17 protein-coding genes (1 of these 17 only partly in view) are annotated in these 16,622 nt (G+C 35.7%); 2 read left to right on the top strand and 15 right to left on the bottom strand.

Annotation, left to right across the window (positions count from 1 at the left end):
* Nucleotides 1-43: the 5' portion of a lysine--tRNA ligase gene (gene lysS / locus NKR20_RS00625; RefSeq protein WP_341942662.1), read on the bottom strand. Its footprint begins 1,457 nt before the window's first position; only the first 43 of its 1,500 coding nucleotides appear in the window; the start codon lies at nt 41-43; its stop codon lies beyond the left edge, outside the window.
* A 213-nt stretch (nt 44-256) separates the two neighbouring features.
* Between lysS and NKR20_RS00620 the strand changes: the two genes are divergently transcribed.
* On the top strand, nt 257-733 hold the full coding sequence (locus tag NKR20_RS00620) for a DinB family protein (protein WP_253422783.1): 477 nt from the start codon (nt 257-259) through the stop codon (nt 731-733).
* Between the two features lie 47 nt (nt 734-780).
* On the opposite strand, the gene dusB is transcribed toward NKR20_RS00620, so the two are convergent.
* From dusB to NKR20_RS00555, 13 genes are all read right to left on the bottom strand, one after another.
* Nucleotides 781-1,791: a tRNA dihydrouridine synthase DusB gene (gene dusB, locus NKR20_RS00615; RefSeq protein ID WP_253422780.1), complete on the bottom strand. Its 1,011-nt coding sequence runs from the start codon at nt 1,789-1,791 to the stop codon at nt 781-783.
* Nucleotides 1,792-1,833: 42 nt separating this feature from the next.
* Nucleotides 1,834-2,349, bottom strand: coding sequence for a 2-amino-4-hydroxy-6-hydroxymethyldihydropteridine diphosphokinase (gene folK / locus NKR20_RS00610; protein ID WP_253422777.1), 516 nt, complete (start codon nt 2,347-2,349; stop codon nt 1,834-1,836).
* Nucleotides 2,342-2,713 (bottom strand): dihydroneopterin aldolase, encoded by a 372-nt coding sequence (folB, locus tag NKR20_RS00605; RefSeq protein WP_121215321.1) that lies wholly within the window; start codon nt 2,711-2,713, stop codon nt 2,342-2,344. Before folB ends, folK begins: the two co-directional genes overlap by 8 nt.
* Before the next feature lie 12 nt (nt 2,714-2,725).
* Complete coding sequence (gene folP, locus NKR20_RS00600; protein WP_253422774.1) at nt 2,726-3,589, bottom strand: dihydropteroate synthase; 864 nt, start codon at nt 3,587-3,589, stop codon at nt 2,726-2,728.
* 3 nt (nt 3,590-3,592) lie between these two features.
* On the bottom strand, nt 3,593-4,441 hold the full coding sequence (locus tag NKR20_RS00595) for an aminotransferase class IV (RefSeq protein ID WP_253422771.1): 849 nt from the start codon (nt 4,439-4,441) through the stop codon (nt 3,593-3,595).
* Between the two features lie 149 nt (nt 4,442-4,590).
* Nucleotides 4,591-5,526: a cysteine synthase A gene (gene cysK, locus NKR20_RS00590; RefSeq protein WP_121215324.1), complete on the bottom strand. Its 936-nt coding sequence runs from the start codon at nt 5,524-5,526 to the stop codon at nt 4,591-4,593.
* A 126-nt stretch (nt 5,527-5,652) separates the two neighbouring features.
* Nucleotides 5,653-6,603: a peptidyl-prolyl cis-trans isomerase gene (locus NKR20_RS00585; protein ID WP_121215325.1), complete on the bottom strand. Its 951-nt coding sequence runs from the start codon at nt 6,601-6,603 to the stop codon at nt 5,653-5,655.
* A complete protein-coding gene (gene hslO / locus NKR20_RS00580; protein ID WP_121215326.1) occupies nt 6,587-7,468 on the bottom strand; it encodes an Hsp33 family molecular chaperone HslO in 882 nt (293 codons plus the stop codon). Before hslO ends, NKR20_RS00585 begins: the two co-directional genes overlap by 17 nt.
* Nucleotides 7,469-7,487: 19 nt before the next feature.
* Nucleotides 7,488-8,255 (bottom strand): type III pantothenate kinase, encoded by a 768-nt coding sequence (locus tag NKR20_RS00575; RefSeq protein ID WP_121215327.1) that lies wholly within the window; start codon nt 8,253-8,255, stop codon nt 7,488-7,490.
* Nucleotides 8,256-8,660: 405 nt separating this feature from the next.
* Nucleotides 8,661-10,718 carry an ATP-dependent zinc metalloprotease FtsH gene (gene ftsH, locus NKR20_RS00570; protein WP_253422768.1) on the bottom strand — a complete coding sequence of 686 codons (2,058 nt, stop codon included), beginning with the start codon at nt 10,716-10,718 and terminating at the stop codon, nt 8,661-8,663.
* 128 nt (nt 10,719-10,846) lie between these two features.
* The gene (hpt, locus tag NKR20_RS00565; RefSeq protein ID WP_121215329.1) at nt 10,847-11,389 is read right to left on the bottom strand and encodes a hypoxanthine phosphoribosyltransferase; all 543 of its coding nucleotides are present in this window, start codon (nt 11,387-11,389) and stop codon (nt 10,847-10,849) included.
* Nucleotides 11,390-11,530: 141 nt separating this feature from the next.
* Nucleotides 11,531-12,940 (bottom strand): tRNA lysidine(34) synthetase TilS, encoded by a 1,410-nt coding sequence (tilS, locus tag NKR20_RS00560; RefSeq protein WP_253422765.1) that lies wholly within the window; start codon nt 12,938-12,940, stop codon nt 11,531-11,533.
* A gap of 28 nt (nt 12,941-12,968) precedes the next feature.
* Nucleotides 12,969-15,365 (bottom strand): SpoIIE family protein phosphatase, encoded by a 2,397-nt coding sequence (locus NKR20_RS00555; RefSeq protein WP_253422762.1) that lies wholly within the window; start codon nt 15,363-15,365, stop codon nt 12,969-12,971.
* Nucleotides 15,366-15,701: 336 nt separating this feature from the next.
* Between NKR20_RS00555 and NKR20_RS00550 the strand changes: the two genes are divergently transcribed.
* Complete coding sequence (locus NKR20_RS00550; protein WP_121215332.1) at nt 15,702-15,884, top strand: hypothetical protein; 183 nt, start codon at nt 15,702-15,704, stop codon at nt 15,882-15,884.
* Between the two features lie 146 nt (nt 15,885-16,030).
* Here NKR20_RS00550 and NKR20_RS00545 read toward each other — a convergent pair whose 3' ends face one another.
* On the bottom strand, nt 16,031-16,459 hold the full coding sequence (locus NKR20_RS00545; RefSeq protein ID WP_121215333.1) for a S1 domain-containing RNA-binding protein: 429 nt from the start codon (nt 16,457-16,459) through the stop codon (nt 16,031-16,033).
* Between the last annotated feature and the right edge of the window lie 163 nt (nt 16,460-16,622).

Here is a 16,622-nt window from a genome sequence, read left to right as displayed (position 1 = left end):
AAAGTTGGTCGTTTAATTCTTCAATGTTTGACACGATTTTCACTCCTTAAATTTTCCGAGTATGTAGCTCAATTTTTGTCCATAATGTACCCATTGTACACAATTTTCGCCATCTCTTCATCTGTTTCGTTTGAAATTCAACTGTTTTGTAAAAGTTTTATAATTCTGAAAATCTTAAACCTGAATCAATTATGCCTACTTTGTACTAAAAATATGCTACCATTTCCATATTGGTAGAAGAGAGGAGAGGTAGATTATGTACCGTAAAGTAGAAGATTTCATACATGAGTGGGAACATAATAGTTCTGGAACATTATCGATTATTGAAGCAATTTCTGATGAAAAGAAACACCAAGCAATAGTTGAGGACCATAGTACACTGGAATGGCTAAGTTGGCATTTAACGACTGCACCTGTGTTTTTCCTTGGACAAACAGGGCTTTCATTAAATATGGATTTAAATCCAAAGAACATCCCAACAACTATTGAAGAAATTAAATCTACTTATCAAACTATGAAAAAAAACGTTCGTAAAGTGGTTGAAGAAAATTTTAAAGATGAAACTTTAGTAAATAAAGTGAATATGCTGGGTAATGAAACTCCGATTGGTGCTGTATTACGAATGATGGTTGACCATCAAACACATCACCGCGCACAAATGCAAGTATTGTTACGACAAGCAGGATTACCCGTTCCAGGAGTTATGGGACCTACAAAAGAAGCTTCAAGATAAAAAAATTAAAGGCATCCTTCGTTGTTTGAAGAATGCCTTTTGTATTGTTAAATTGCTTCAACTTGTTGTTCTTCTAGTTGGTCTGCAACACTATTAAGTATTGCACGTAAATCCTTTGCCGTTTCAACTTGGTTGATAGCGTTACGAACTAATCCGTTTCCGCGAATCCCTTTTAAATACCAAGATGCATGTTTTCGCATTTCACGAACAGCAACACCTTCACCCTTTAATTGCATTAATCGTTCAAAGTGGAGTAAGCATACATCCATTTTTTCACGTACTGATGGCTCAGGTTTTAATTCCCCTGTTTCTAAATATTGAACCGTACGATAGATCATCCATGGGTTTCCTAAAGCAGCTCGTCCAATCATTACTGCATCAACACCTATTTCATCGATCATTCGTTTTGCATCTTGTGGTGTTTCAACATCACCATTTCCAATGAACGGAATCGAGATATGTTTCTTTACCTCTTTTAAGACTTCCCAATTTGCTTTACCTTCGTACATTTGAACCCGTGTGCGACCATGCATCGCAATCGCAGAAGCTCCTGCACGTTCAGCAGCCTTAGCATTTTCTACTGCAAAAATATGTTCCTCATCCCAACCGATACGCATCTTTACACTAACTGGTTTATCTACTGCATCTACTACTGCTGCAACCATTTCATAAATTTTATTTGGGTCTAGAAGCCACTTTGCACCCGCTTCACATTTAATAATTTTGTTTACTGGGCAACCCATGTTGATGTCAATAATATCTGCGTTCGTGTTTTTATCTACATATTTGGCAGCTTCAACTAACGTTTCTTTATCTCCACCAAAGATTTGTAATGAAAGTGGATTTTCTCGCTCATCGATATACAGCATATCAAGCGTTTTTTGGTTACGCATGACTAAGCCTTTATCGCTAATCATTTCAGCATATACTAAACCTGCTCCGAACTCTTTAACAGTTAGACGGAATGCAGAGTTACATACACCAGCCATAGGTGCTAATACGACACGGTTATCCATGACGATATTACCTATTTGAAACGGCTTTTCCGTTGTAGTCATGTATTCTCCTCCTTCAAAAGGAATTCTATATCAACATTTCTCTTAATAGATAAATTGTTCTACACTTGTAGTAGCTTTCCACTTCTTTACACCCTCTTGATCGATGTCTAAAAGTGTTAATACCTTTTGAGCTTGAGCTAAAAACCCTTCTAAAGGTTCATCAGCAATTTCTAAAAGTGGAACTAAGACAAATGCTCTTTCAAACATTCTTGCATGCGGAACGATTAAATTCTCCGCTTCAATATTGTCTTGATTAAACAACAAAATGTCAAGGTCTATAATTCTAGGACCCCATCTAATTTCCCGAACTCTCCCTAAATCATTTTCTACAGTTTGGCATATCTCTAACATTTCAAATGCCGATTTGTCGCTCTCAACTAAGACAACAATATTTAAAAATGAAGGTTGGTCTACATATCCTACTGGTGCCGTTTCATAAATAGATGATACTTTTTTTACACTGATACCATCCATTTCATAAAGCATTTTTACTGCTAGTTTTAAATTGTACTCTCTGTCTCCAATATTCGTGCCAAGTGATAAATAAATTTTATTCATGGAAACGCCCTCTTACTATTTCTACTGCAACTTCTTTATAATGACCCGCAATCGGTGGATCCGGCTTTATCACTTCAACACGACAACCAAATACTTGTCCTTCGTAATCTGATAATATACGCGTTGCAATGGACTCAGCTACGGCCTCTATTAATTTATAGGGTTTTCCTTCTATAATTTCTTTGCAAATATCATAGACACCCACATAACTAACGGTATCTTGAAGGTCATCCGTTTGTCCTGCTTTTTGTATATCTACCGCTAACGAAACAGAAGCACGGAATCTTTGCCCGAGAACAGTCTCTTCCTTTAAAACTCCATGATAACCAAAAAATTGCATATCTCTTAAATGTATATAGTCCATGTTGTACTCCTTTTAATGTCTTGAAGGTAGTTCCTCATTAATTGTAAACTTGCCCATTAGTGCATCAATCATTCTTACTGTTCGAGCAACCTCTTTTACGTCATGAACACGTACGATATGGCACCCCTTCATCACACCATAAGCGCATGTTGCTGCAGTTCCTTCTACTCGTTCATCTAATGGTAAGTTCAATATCGTCCCAATCATGCGTTTACGAGAAGTGGCAAGTAATACAGGATAACCTATATCAACTAGCTCATCTAAACGCTGCATTGTTTCAATACTTTGTTTTAAGTTTTTCACAAAACCAATTCCTGGATCTAGAATAATGTGCTGATCAGGTACTCCAGCATTCTTTACAATTTGAATGCTTTCTTGTAGATCTTGCATATAGTTTTCAAAGTAATTTGTATAGTCTTCATCATTTCGATTGTGCATTAGGATAATAGGTACATTGTAATCTGCAGCTACCTTCGCAATTTCAGGATCTGCTTTTGCTCCCCAAATATCGTTAATCATATGCGCACCTGCTTCAATAGCTGCACGGGCAACAGCTGACTTGTAAGTATCGATTGAAATGATAACAGGTACTTCGTTTAAAATAGCTTTAATCACCGGTACAACGCGATCAATCTCTTCTTCATCCGAAATACGTGTATAACCTGGTCGAGTAGATTCTCCGCCAATATCAATAATCTTTGCACCATTTGCAACCATTTCCTTCGCATGGGCAACAGCTGCATTAACAGAGTTGAATTTTCCTCCGTCCGAAAAAGAATCGGGCGTTACATTTAAAATCCCCATTACTATTGTTTCTTTTCTATAATCTAGTTCAATATTGTTAATGACTAGTGGTGTAGAGTACTTCGTTAACATCTCTTAGCCTCTTTTCATTAGTTGTATAATTTCCTCTATATAAGCTTGATGAAGCCTTTTATAAATAGGGCCTTCTTCACCTAAAAATCTCGTTCTACCAATATTCGATATAGGGACTAACTCTTCAATTGAATTTGTAACAAAGCATTCGTAAGCATGTAGTAGCTCATGTTGGAAAAAGATATCCTCTATAACACGATAGCCTAATCGTTTTGCAGTATGTATTACCCATTGTCTTGTAATACCCGGAATGATACCTGTTGTAAGAGAAGGTGTATAAAGTATATCATCTCTTGACCAGAAAATATTAGAGGTAATACCTTCTGCAATATGTCCCTTTGAATTAAGTAAAAGTCCTTCTGTTGTTTCAAGGTTTTGCACTTCAAAACTTGCTAATATATTATTTCCAAAATTATGAGATATATAGCGTACCGAGTGTTCGGGGGAATTACGAGTTGTCTTTAACCACATAGCATCCTTTTCTAACCCACGCGTTCTTTCAATAAGAGGTATTCTATAAATGATTACATTGGGATTTTTATATTTAGGTGCTAAAGTATCATCTGTCTCTCCAGCTGAAATATTCACTCGAAATATACTATCTTCTCTAGAAGCAGCTAGCCACAATTCTTTTATTACATTTTGAATATCTCTTATTGTATAAGGCATAGGTATTCGAAAATTATTTAATGCATTGCACAATCGATTAAAACGCTCTTCAAGTAATAGCACTTGACCATTGTATGTACGAAATCGTTCATAAAAACCGATTCCATGTAAATATCCATGGTCAAAAGGTGAAATGAATAATTCCTTCTCATCTATAAAATTACCATTAAACCAACAGAGCATTCGTTAACCCCTTCCTATTAGAAAATGTGTAGTTAAAAATAGAATATCAATTTTAATAGGAAAGCGCATTAATCTACTTAACATCTCCAATTGGACGTAAAAAAAATCGACATCACCAATACGGTAATGTCGATGTATTAATTTTTAAATTAGTCTTCGAAGTTGTATAAAGCAGTAGATAGGTAACGTTCACCGTTTGATGGAACAATCGCTAAAACGTTAGAACCTTTTCCAAGACGTTTTGCAGTTTCGATTGCTGCGTGGATTGCAGCTCCAGAAGAGATACCTACTAAAATCCCTTCTTCTTTACCTACTTTACGAGCTACTTCAAAAGCAGTTTCATTTTCAACTGTAAATACTGAGTTATAGATTTCTGTATTTAATACGCCTGGTACGAAACCTGCACCAATACCTTGGATTTTATGAGAACCTGGGTTACCACCAGAAAGTACTGGAGAATCTTTTGGTTCTACAGCGATGATTTCGATTTCAGGGAATTTTTCACGTAAAACTTCACCAGCACCTGTGATTGTACCACCTGTTCCGATACCTGCAACAAATCCATCTAATTTAAGACCAGCACTTTCAAATGCTTCAACGATTTCAGGACCAGTTGTTTTACGGTGAATTTCAGCGTTTGCTTGGTTTTCGAATTGTTGTGGTAAGAAGTAACCATTTTCTTCTGCTAAACTTTTAGCTTTTGCAATGGCACCTTTCATACCTTCTGGACCAGGTGTTAATACTAATTCTGCACCATAAGCACGAAGTAATTTACGACGTTCGATACTCATTGTTTCTGGCATTACTAAAATTGCACGGTAGCCTTTAGCAGCAGCAATCATAGCTAAACCAATACCTGTGTTACCAGAAGTAGGCTCAATAATTGTACCACCTGGTTTTAATGTTCCTTCTTTTTCTGCCGCTTCAATCATTGCAAGGGCAATACGGTCTTTTACAGAGCTACCTGGGTTGAAGAATTCTACTTTCACCCAAACTGTACCTTCATTTTCAGAAGTTGCATGATTAAGTTTTACGATTGGAGTACGGCCAACTAATTCAGTTACTGAGTTTACTAATTTACTCATTTTTTATCATCCTCTCTTAAATACCTACTAAATTTATAGGTTTTACCTATTTAGTATATTACCAACATTTGTGCCTTGAGTCAATGCATATGAACAAAATATTAAGAAAATTTTACTGGGTAAATCCTAAGATGCTTCACCATAGAACCAACTCGCATTAAATTCTTTCCAAAAGGCTTCTGGAGTAATTGACGCAGGTAATTGTTCCATTGATAATGCACGTTGGATGTGCCCTTTCACATCTTCATAGGTAAAGGATTTTCCTTCGTTAATTTCTTCAACTTTTACTATTCCATAACGTCCATCATTCATGACAAATGCATCACTAATCTCGTTCTCTTTTAATTTTTGTACGGCGCTTTGAATGCTTTTATCTATATTTTCTTGTTCAGTTGTTATATAGCCGATACCTCCACCGAGACTTGCAGAAGTTGTATCAAGGGAACGTTCCCTAGCTAAAACAGAAAAATCAGAGCCGTCTTTAAGTTCCTTCAGTACACTATTTGCATCTTCCTTTGACTCGACAATGATAATGCTTGTTTTATATGTAGTAGGAATATTATAAAGAGATTGATTTTCCTCATAGTATTTAACGATTTCCTCGGGATCTATGATGATATCTTTAGTCAACACTTTCTCTAAAATTAGTTGTGAGCGCACTTTTTGCCGTAGTTGCTTTTCTGTTAATTGTTGAGTTGTCGTATCGGTTGTATCTTGAGCAGTACGAATTAAGGCTATTTCTAAATCAACCTCTTCATCTGAAACTTTAATTTTGTATTCTTCCGCAGCCTTTTCCATAACTGATTCATTAACTAAGCTTTGGAGCGTTTCTTTCCCATAACGGGTTTCCATTTCAGCCATCCACTGCTGTTTCGTAATCTTTTGATCATCAACGGTAGCGACTATTTCATCGCCACCGTTATCTTTATCATTTGGCCATAACCATAAGACAAACCAAAATATGTTTCCTGCAAAAAGAATCGCTAATAAAGTTAAAACAGGCTTTGTTTTTAATCTTCTCTGAGAAAGAGGCGTTTTTGTGTGCGATTGTGTTTGATATTTATTGTTTGATTTCATCAATAAAACCTTCGAGCTCTTGCTTGTCGAAATGATATTTTTCTAAGCAAAAATGACATTGTGCCTCTGCTTGTCCATCTTCATCAATCATTTCTTGAATTTCTTGAGCCCCTAAACTAATAATCGCTGCACCAAAACGCTCTTTAGAACATTGACATTTAAATTCCACATCCATTGAATCTAAAATTTGAACATTTTCTTTCCCTAGTACTACTTCTAGTATTTGTTCAGGAGTTAATCCCTTTTCAATCATTTTAGAAACAGGTTCAATTGTAGAAAGGTGTTGTTCGATTTCTGTAATTGTCTCTTCATCACAACCTGGCATCAATTGAAGAATAAATCCACCTGCAGCTAATACTGTATTATCTGGATTTACTAAAACACCTAAACCAACAGATGATGGAACTTGTTCTGAAACTGCAAAATAATAAGTGAAATCTTCTGCAATTTCCCCGGAAACAATTGGTGTTTGACCTGAGAACATGTCACGCATACCTAAATCTTTTACTACTGTGATCGTACCCTCTGTTCCAACTGCTCGGCGTACATCTAATTTTCCTACTGAGTTTAAATCAAAATGTACTTGTGGGTTTGTTACATAGCCTCGAACCTCACCCTTTGCATTCGCATCAATTAACATTGGACCAATTGGACCATTTCCTTCAATTTTTACTGTTATTTTATCTTCACCTTTTAACATGGCACCCATCATTACACTCGCCGTCATAGAACGACCTAATGCTGCAGTTGCAGTTGGCCATGTATTATGGCGTCGTTGAGCTTCTCCCACCGTGTTCGTAGTGCGTGCAGCAAATGCACGAACATTACCATTAAACCCTAAACCTCTTACTAAGTAATCTCTCATGTTGTTTATCCTCATTTCTTTATTGATTTCTTTTAAAAATGATATATAACCCTTTTAAAGTGAGCAACGGATCAACTATATCTATCATTTTTGTTTCGTTAGCAATTAAATGTGCTAAGTTTCCAGTTGCAATAACAACAGCATCTTCATTAGAAGTTTGTTTCATCCGACTAACAATGCCTTCCACTTGACCTACAAAACCATAAACGACACCTGCTTGCATTGCAGAAATGGTATTTTTCCCAATGATGGTTGTAGGACGGTTAATTTCAATACGTGGCAATTTTGCCGTTCTTGAAAAAAGTGCCTCTGTTGAAATGGTAATCCCCGGAGCAATTGCGCCTCCTAAATAATCCCCTTTTGCATTAAGATAGCAATACGTATTAGCTGTACCAAAATCGATTACAATCAACGGTCTTCCACCATATTCATCTACAGCTGCAACCGCATTTACTATGCGATCTGCACCTACTTCTCTAGGATTGTCATATTTTATATTTAAACCGTTTTTCACTCCCGGTCCGACTATAAGCGGTTTGACATGAAAGTATTTTCGGCACATTTCTTCTAATACATACATAATAGGTGGAACTACAGATGAGATAATAATGCCCTTAATATCTTCAAAACAGATTCCTACATGGGAGAACAACATTTTGAATTGCATCGCATATTCATCATCTGTTTTACGTCTATTTGTTTCGATACTAAAGTTAAAGGCCAGTTTCTCTTTTTTATAAATACCAATTGTAATATTAGAATTACCAACATTAAGGACAAGGATCATTTATTCACACCCATTTCAAAAACCATTTGTAAAAAATAATACCATATTAACGGAATTATAATACAGTAGTATGTCTAACGCTTCCAACTCGTTGATTCATCAGAACAAAATTTCAAAATTGTGCGTCGAATGATTTATCTATGTTTTCTGAATTATAACCCCGTCTACTGCAAAACTTTCCTTTAAACAATCGCATTTCGACAATGTTTATTAAGCTAAACGTTTAACGCAACTAGAATTCAGAAGTACTTTCAACTCTGCTACTTAATTGGTTCGTCTTAATCAAGTTTCATTTCAGATTAATCTATGTTTTCTGAATTATAACTTCACCATAAATTACTTTAGGCGAATAAATAAAAAAACTGAATGAGATGGCATTAGCATACTCATTCAGCAAAATAATATCTATTTATTTCGGTCTTCTTGAATACCGTCACGATTTTCAGGTGTACGGTTTTCTTTTGGTAGGTCGTTTGTTGTTGGGTCAGGAGTTTGACCAACGATTTGATTTTCTAGACTTGTAGAGCCAGAAATTTCAACAACAACATCCTCTGATTCATTCTTTTTTGCAGTCTCATTTGTAGACTCAATAACGATACGCTCATCATCTACTTTTGAATAGTCTACACGATCTGGAAGTTTACCATGATCTCTTAAGTGCTCAATTTGTTGAGCATCTAAAGTTTCTACTTCAAGTAATGTTTCTGCAATTAAAGTTAATAAATCACGTTTTTCAGTAAGAATTTGTTTTGTTCGCTCATATTGTTCTACGATAATTGATTGCATTTCTTTATCAATTTCGTATGCAATTGAATCAGAATAGTTTTGTTCCGAGTTAAAGTCACGTCCAAGGAATACATTACCTCCTTGGCTTGAACCAAATTGCATCGGTCCTAACTTATCGCTCATCCCGTATTCTGTAACCATTGAGCGTGCAATTCCTGTAGCACGTTGGAAGTCGTTGTGTGCCCCAGTTGATACTTCACCAAATGTGATATCTTCTGCAACACGACCACCAAGAAGTCCTGCAATTTTGTCTAATAATTCTGGTTTTGTCATAAAGTAACGGTCTTCTTTTGGAAGCATTACTGCATAACCACCAGCTTGACCACGTGGCACGATTGTAACTTTGTGCACTTTTTCAGCTTGGTCTAACGTTAATCCTACAACTACGTGACCGGCTTCGTGGAAAGCAACAATTTTACGTTCTTTTTCTGAAATTACACGACTTGATTTAGCTGGACCTGCAATTACTCGGTCTGTTGCTTCATCAATATCCGTCATGTCAATTTTTCGTTTATTACGACGAGTAGCTACTAAAGCCGCCTCATTAAGTAAGTTTTCAAGATCAGCCCCGGAGAAACCTGGTGTACGTTGAGCAATTGCTTTTAAGTCCACATCATCACGTAATGGTTTATTACGTGCGTGTACTTTTAAGATTGCTTCACGGCCTTTTACATCTGGGCGACCAACCGTAATTTGACGGTCGAAACGTCCTGGACGAAGTAATGCTGGGTCTAAAATATCTGGGCGGTTTGTTGCAGCGATAATGATAATACCTTCATTTACGCCGAAACCATCCATTTCAACAAGTAATTGGTTTAGTGTTTGCTCACGTTCATCGTGGCCCCCACCAAGACCTGCTCCACGTTGACGACCAACCGCATCAATTTCATCAATAAAGATAATACATGGTGCATTTTTCTTCGCGTTTTCAAATAAATCACGTACGCGGCTTGCCCCAACCCCTACGAACATCTCTACGAAGTCAGAACCAGAGATTGAGAAGAATGGTACTCCTGCTTCACCAGCAACAGCTCGTGCAAGTAATGTTTTACCTGTCCCCGGAGGCCCTACTAGTAAAATACCTTTAGGAATACGTGCACCCATTTCTGTAAATTTACGATGATCTTTTAAGAAGTCAACTACTTCTACAAGTTCTTGCTTTTCTTCGTCGGCACCGGCTACGTCTACGAAACGAACTTTTTTCTTTTCAGAGTCGTATAACTTCGCCTTACTTTTACCGAAGTTCATCACTTTATTGCCTCCACCCTGAGATTGACTCAATAGGAAGAAGAATAAAATGATAATAATGATGAATGGTATAATCCCTGTAAAGAACTGTACCCAACCACTCGTTTCAGGTGCTTTTAGAAATTTAATGTCCGGATTACCGTTAACAGCATTCGTAATCTTTTCCATTAAAGCCGGATTGTCACGAGGAATATTAACTAGGAAAGTTTGACCTTGTTCATATCCCGCTAATGCACCTTCTACCACATAGACTTGTGCATCCGGCTGAATATTTGCATATTCAACTTTTCCAGCTTCTAATGCTTCTAAAAACTCATGATAAGTCAATTCTTCTGAAGGTGCGTTACCTCCATTAAATGTACCGAAAATACCTATTATTACTAGAAAGATTAATAAATAAAATATGGTGTATCGAAATATTCGATTCATCCCCAGCCTCCTCACAACATAACAGAAACACTATAAGTAAAATCTTAACATATCATGAATTAATCATAAAACAAAAAGCACCGGTAAAATGTGTTGTAAACAATATTTGTCGAAATGTTTACAGAATTCTAAAATGAATATACTTCCTTCTTCAAAATACCGATGTATGGTAAGTTACGATATTTTTCTGCGTAGTCTAATCCATAACCAACTACAAATCCATCTGGCACTTCAAAACCAACAACATCTGCTTTTAAATCTACTTTTCGTCCAGATGGTTTATCTAAAAGTGTAACAATTTTAATTGTTTTTGCTTTGCGGTATTTGAATAAATCTACTAAATAACTTAAAGTTAATCCGCTATCAATAATATCTTCGATTATAATGACATCGCGACCTTCAACACTAGTATTTAAGTCTTTTAAAATTTTTACCTCACCTGATGAAACTGTCGCATTTCCATAACTCGATACATCCATAAAGTCGACTTCAATGTATGATTCAAAACGCTTCATTAGATCTGTCATAAATGGCATAGCGCCTTTTAATACTCCAATTGCAAGTGGAAATTGATCTTTATACTCTTCAGTTAATTGTGCTCCAAGTTCAGCTACTCTTTCTTGGATTTGTTCTTCTGTAATCATAATTTTTTCAATATCATTTTGAATCATAATAGGTTCCTCCTTGAGTTGTTACAACAAATGACGCTTCTTAGTCATTATAATCAATTTTTAGTTATTCTTAATAAAATTTGTTCATCTAATTCAAAGTTTAATCGTTTTAATTACAAGTAAATGATATAAAATCGTGCTTTAAGAATTTTCAGGTTGGAAATATAAGATTGAGTCATCGGTTGGACGCATGGTTTTAGAAAATGACTTATTAACTCGCACTCCTATTATAGCCATAATGTCATCGTTTGCATCGACTAAAATAGGCCAAGTATCTCTTTCATGCAAAGGAATTTTTTCATCGATAAGTATTCTGGATATGCGTTTTGGGGAATCCATTCCTTTTAATGAAATTCGATCTCCATCTCTTCTTGGTCTGATTCGAAATGGGGGAGAAAAGTCCTTGGAATTAAAATAATATAACTTAGAAATGTTTTTCATTCCTAACTGTTCAATAGAGGCTTCTCCTATGTACAATCGAAACCTTAAAGTATGCGTCCATTCATTGAATGTAACCTCTTGCTCAAGCACCGTATTTTCCGCGCTTTTGTTACTCTGTTCAAAAACAACTTCATCATATTTACGCATTGCAATAAAGCCTTCAGGTAAATAAATTAAAGCACTACCATTCGTTTTTTTAATTAAATTCAGAATAGATATAATTATTGTATTACTTTGGGCATTATTGTAATTGCTGTAAAGATAGTTTAATAGTATTAAAATCATTCTTCTTTGTAAAGCAACTGGTTCATTTTGAAATAAAGGAATTTTCAGTACAAACGTATTTTCTTTTTGTAATTTTACTACTTGGGGAAACCTCTCTAATGCAAGACGATTTAATAAGTCATCATCTTGTTGTAAATTTTCTGCAAGGAATACCGCATTGCTCGAAACATTCGGATTTTCCTTTTTTAAAAGTGGGACTACATGATGTCTATAACGGTTTCTGGTATAGTCATCTTTCTCATTGCTTGCGTCTTCTCTAAAGTTACCTTCCTGCTCTTTTAAATATTTTTGAATCTCATCCTTTGTCACTGCTAAAAATGGACGAATTAATATACCTGAGGAAAATTTACGTTGCGCATACATCCCTTTCATTCCGTTAACGGATCCAGATTTTGTTAGCGCCATAAGCAAGGATTCCAATTGATCATCTGCATGATGAGCTGTTACTAATTTATTTATACGATGTTCTTTCATTATTTTTTCGAAAAAGGCGTACCTTTCTCTTCGACAAATTGCTTGTGAGTTTCCACCTTCTTCATGAAGATATTGGGGAATTGGAATTGAGGTACTAAATGTAGGTATTCCTTGTTCATTACAAAACTCTTCTACAAAAACACGATCTTCTGCGGAAGTTTGTCCTCTAAGCATATGGTCAACATGCGCTACAAATAATTGTATTTTAAAAATATGTTGAAACTTAATGAAAAAATGCAATAATCCCATTGAATCAATGCCACCAGAACAAGCAATGAGAAGACGGTCTCCACTAGCAATAAGTTGTTGTTCGATTATATAGTTTTTTACTTTCGTTTCAAAAGAAACCATCTTCTCACCTCGCTTTTATTAACTTACTTTAAGAGATCTTTGCGTTTGGTGGACTAAATACCGCCCATTTTGGTACAACATGAGATACATTTAACAAAATGACCGTACAATCGTCATCAACGTCATACATATTACTAAACTGTTCCATAACATCATAAAGAATGACTTCAATTGGCATATCTTCTTCTATTCTGGATTTTAACAAGCTAATAAAATATTGTTCCTGTTCTTCCCAATCAAATTTCCCTGAAAATACTCCATCTGATACCATCACTACGTAATCTTCAGCTAATAGATTTACTTTCTCCGTTTCAACAGAGAACACTGGCATAAATCCAACAGGCGCAGCCGCTCCATCCACTTTTAGTAGACGTTCACCACGTAAAATATATGTCGACATACTACCTGCCTTCCAAGACCATAAAGCACCATGTTGTAAATCAACTAAAGCAAAATCAATCGTTGCATACATATCTACTTCTCGGTTTAGAGACATTACATAGTGAAGAGTATGCATGGCAGTTTCAGGATTCATATTATATGATAGACATTCTCTCATTAAGCGTACTAATCTTCTGCTTTCTCTCTGAGCTTCTCTATTTTGTCCCATTCCATCAGATAACATAACAGCCACTAAACCAGGATGAATATGAAATACAGCATGACTATCCCCTGACACCCAAGCTGAATTTTTTGCTCTACTGTATATATCATACTCTATTTCATAGCGAACTGCTGAACGAAAACGAACTTGAACATGGGAAAACGGCGATTTTTGAGTAGAGATTTTCTCCACTTGAAATGGCTCAGAAAATACATCATACAAAATTGGCAATATGATGCGCTCACAAAGTAAATATTGATCATCATATGAATCATTTTTATTGGCTAATGAACAGATAATAACACGCTCACCCATTGTGTTATTAATCACATCAATTTGAAAACATTGAACATGAGCACGTTTAAATTCATATTCTAATTCCTCTTCTATCGTTTTAAACGATAATGTCTCCTCCTTCATATCTTCCATTAATCTATTTAGGTGGTTACTTAAATCTCTTAACTGAAGAGCAATCATTTTCTTACCATGATAAAATTGACCGTTCATTCTATCATGGTATAGTTGATAATCTAGTTCCTCTAACAACCTTGTTGGTTTTATACATTTTAATTTAATCCGATCTTCTATTATGTTTTGTTCACCGTCCCTAGAATTTGACTTCGCAACAAACCAATGATGAATCAGTTCATCCATATTGTTATTTCTTTCTCCCCAACAGTGGTCAAAGCGAAAACAACTCATGCAAGTAGCGCTAGGTTCTATTTTCCGTAATTCACTAACACTTTCCGTTGAAGTGAAACGATCAAATACCAACTCCTTCATAAACAAAGTGAAATTTTGAAAGGTTTCAATTTTTTCTGTCGTATGTTCAGTAAGCCACTGTTGTCTTTGAAGCAATACTTCATCGCGCTTAGGATGTATCATATCGTGTAAAAACGTAAACATTTTTTGAGGTAAAATAAAAAATACAAGACCTGCTACAAGTATTGAAACAAAGTAAACTGTATCAATTGGTAGCGATGCATCATAAAAGAAAAAGAAAATACTTGGTACAAAACTAGCAATCACAACGCCGAATCTTCCTAACTTACTAAAAAGTCCAGCAACTACCCCTGTCATTGCATAAACGGAAATCATTCCAGTAAACGATAGTTTCGCTACTCCAACTAATGCACCTACAATTGTTGCAACCATCGCAGCAATGGGAACACCGCCCGCAACAGCTGCAATACAAATTGCTAAATGTAGCATAAAAGGAAATAGACCAAAATAAGATATTACAACCGATTGTACTCCAGTTAACACCATTGCCAATATAACAAGACCTGCACCTACTCGTTCATAGCTCCATCCAGTTGTCCAAAAGCGATGTGGTTGAACAAAAAAGAGTCGTACAAATATTGTCATGAAAAATGCTAGAATAACCTCATAGTAGATATACAGTTGAACTATAAATGGCGGCAGTCCTAAATGAGCAATTCCTTGCCAAATAAATTGTCCAAAGAGTATTGCTGTAGCAACAGCTATTGCAGTCGGCATTTTTAAATAACGGAACCTGGTTATCAGCTCATACAAAATAATTTGTAATCCTAGAATACATACCTGTCCTAAACTTAAGGTTAGTGCCCCAATTATCCCCCCTAATAAAACGGACCATTTCTTATTTTCATAACGTTGTTTAACAACCGCCCAAAGAGGAAGTAAAAACGGAACCGCCGCCTCAAACATTACTGCTCTTGATAGAAACAACGCTAGGAGAAAAAAGAAGAAATGTATAAAAAAGCTAACCTTTTTAATAGAAAAGCGCGCCGTGAACCCTCGTATATGTGTCTTTTCCTCCAACATTTCGATATTTGCCATTTATATCATCCCCTTTGCTATATGCATTTTGAGTAATTATACAAAAGGTTGATTGTAAAATTTGTCTAGTAGTGAAATAGTATAAAAAAACTTTTCGACGTATTTTTTGGTAAGATTACATAGAGAGAATTTATGTCGGAATTTATTGAGGGTTTAGAATATCATCGTACTCCCCAGCAAATTGATTTGAGGCTTTAATGTTGTGTGTATACCATGGGAAATTCGTTTACAATGGAATTTATGATTTATTGCGTTCATCTTGCTCTATATACCTTTACTTATTATCAAACCTTTTGAAATACTGACTAAATGACATTTCATATTGGAGGATTTTTTGTGTTAGAAAATATACGTATTCTAGCATTGTTATGTTCGATAGGCTCGATTCTTATCGTATTGGGTATCATACTAGATATCTCCCCTATCATTCAAATCATCATGTTAATACTAGGCTTAGTTATTTGTTGTATCTGTATGGTAGGCTTAGGTAAAGCAATGTTACGAGAAAAAAGTAAATAATTGAAAAATCATGGGGAACTTTAAAGGAAAAAGTACCTTTTCGTCCTAACCCTTTATGGACAAAAAAAGACTGATTGTGTTGTTTAAAACACAATCAGTCTTCGATCTATTTGTACACTTTTTCTACGATTAAAACAGACAGCAAACTACCCTCTTCTAGCTCCACGGCCACCGCGTTTTGATTCAGTCGCACGTTTTAAAGTTGCAAGACGTTCGTCACTATCTTTTAAGAATCGTGCCATTTTTTGTTCGAAATTTTCTTTCGTTTGTCGATCATTTCTGTCATTAGAACGATTGTTATCGCGACGTGGACGATGTGGACGTTCAGGTTTTTCTGGCTGAGGCTTTGCTTTTCGGATAGATAAACCGATTTTACCATCCGCTTCAACATTCATCACTTTAACTTCAACGACATCGCCAACTTTAAGATGTTCGTTGATATCTTTCACATAGTTATCAGCGACTTCACTAATGTGAACTAGACCCGTTTTGCCATCTGGCAGCTCAACGAATGCTCCAAAATTTGTGATTCCTGTTACTTTACCTTGTACTTTGCTGCCTACTTCAATTGACATAAAAAAAATGCTCCTCCTTAAAATTTAAGCGGCTATTAATGCCAGTATTAAAAAATTTTGTGTAACGTTAAAAAATGCACGTTATTCTTTTATTATAGCCAACAAAAAAAGAGTGTCAACAAGACAACTCTTTTTCTATCGGTCTAAAAACACTTTTCCCAAA

Source organism: Ureibacillus endophyticus, from assembly GCF_024159215.1.
In the GTDB taxonomy this organism is placed as follows: Bacteria; Bacillota; Bacilli; order Bacillales_A; family Planococcaceae; genus Ureibacillus; species Ureibacillus endophyticus.
The sequence above is the reverse complement of the archived record's forward strand: the minus strand, read 5'-3'. Positions and strand labels throughout refer to the sequence as shown.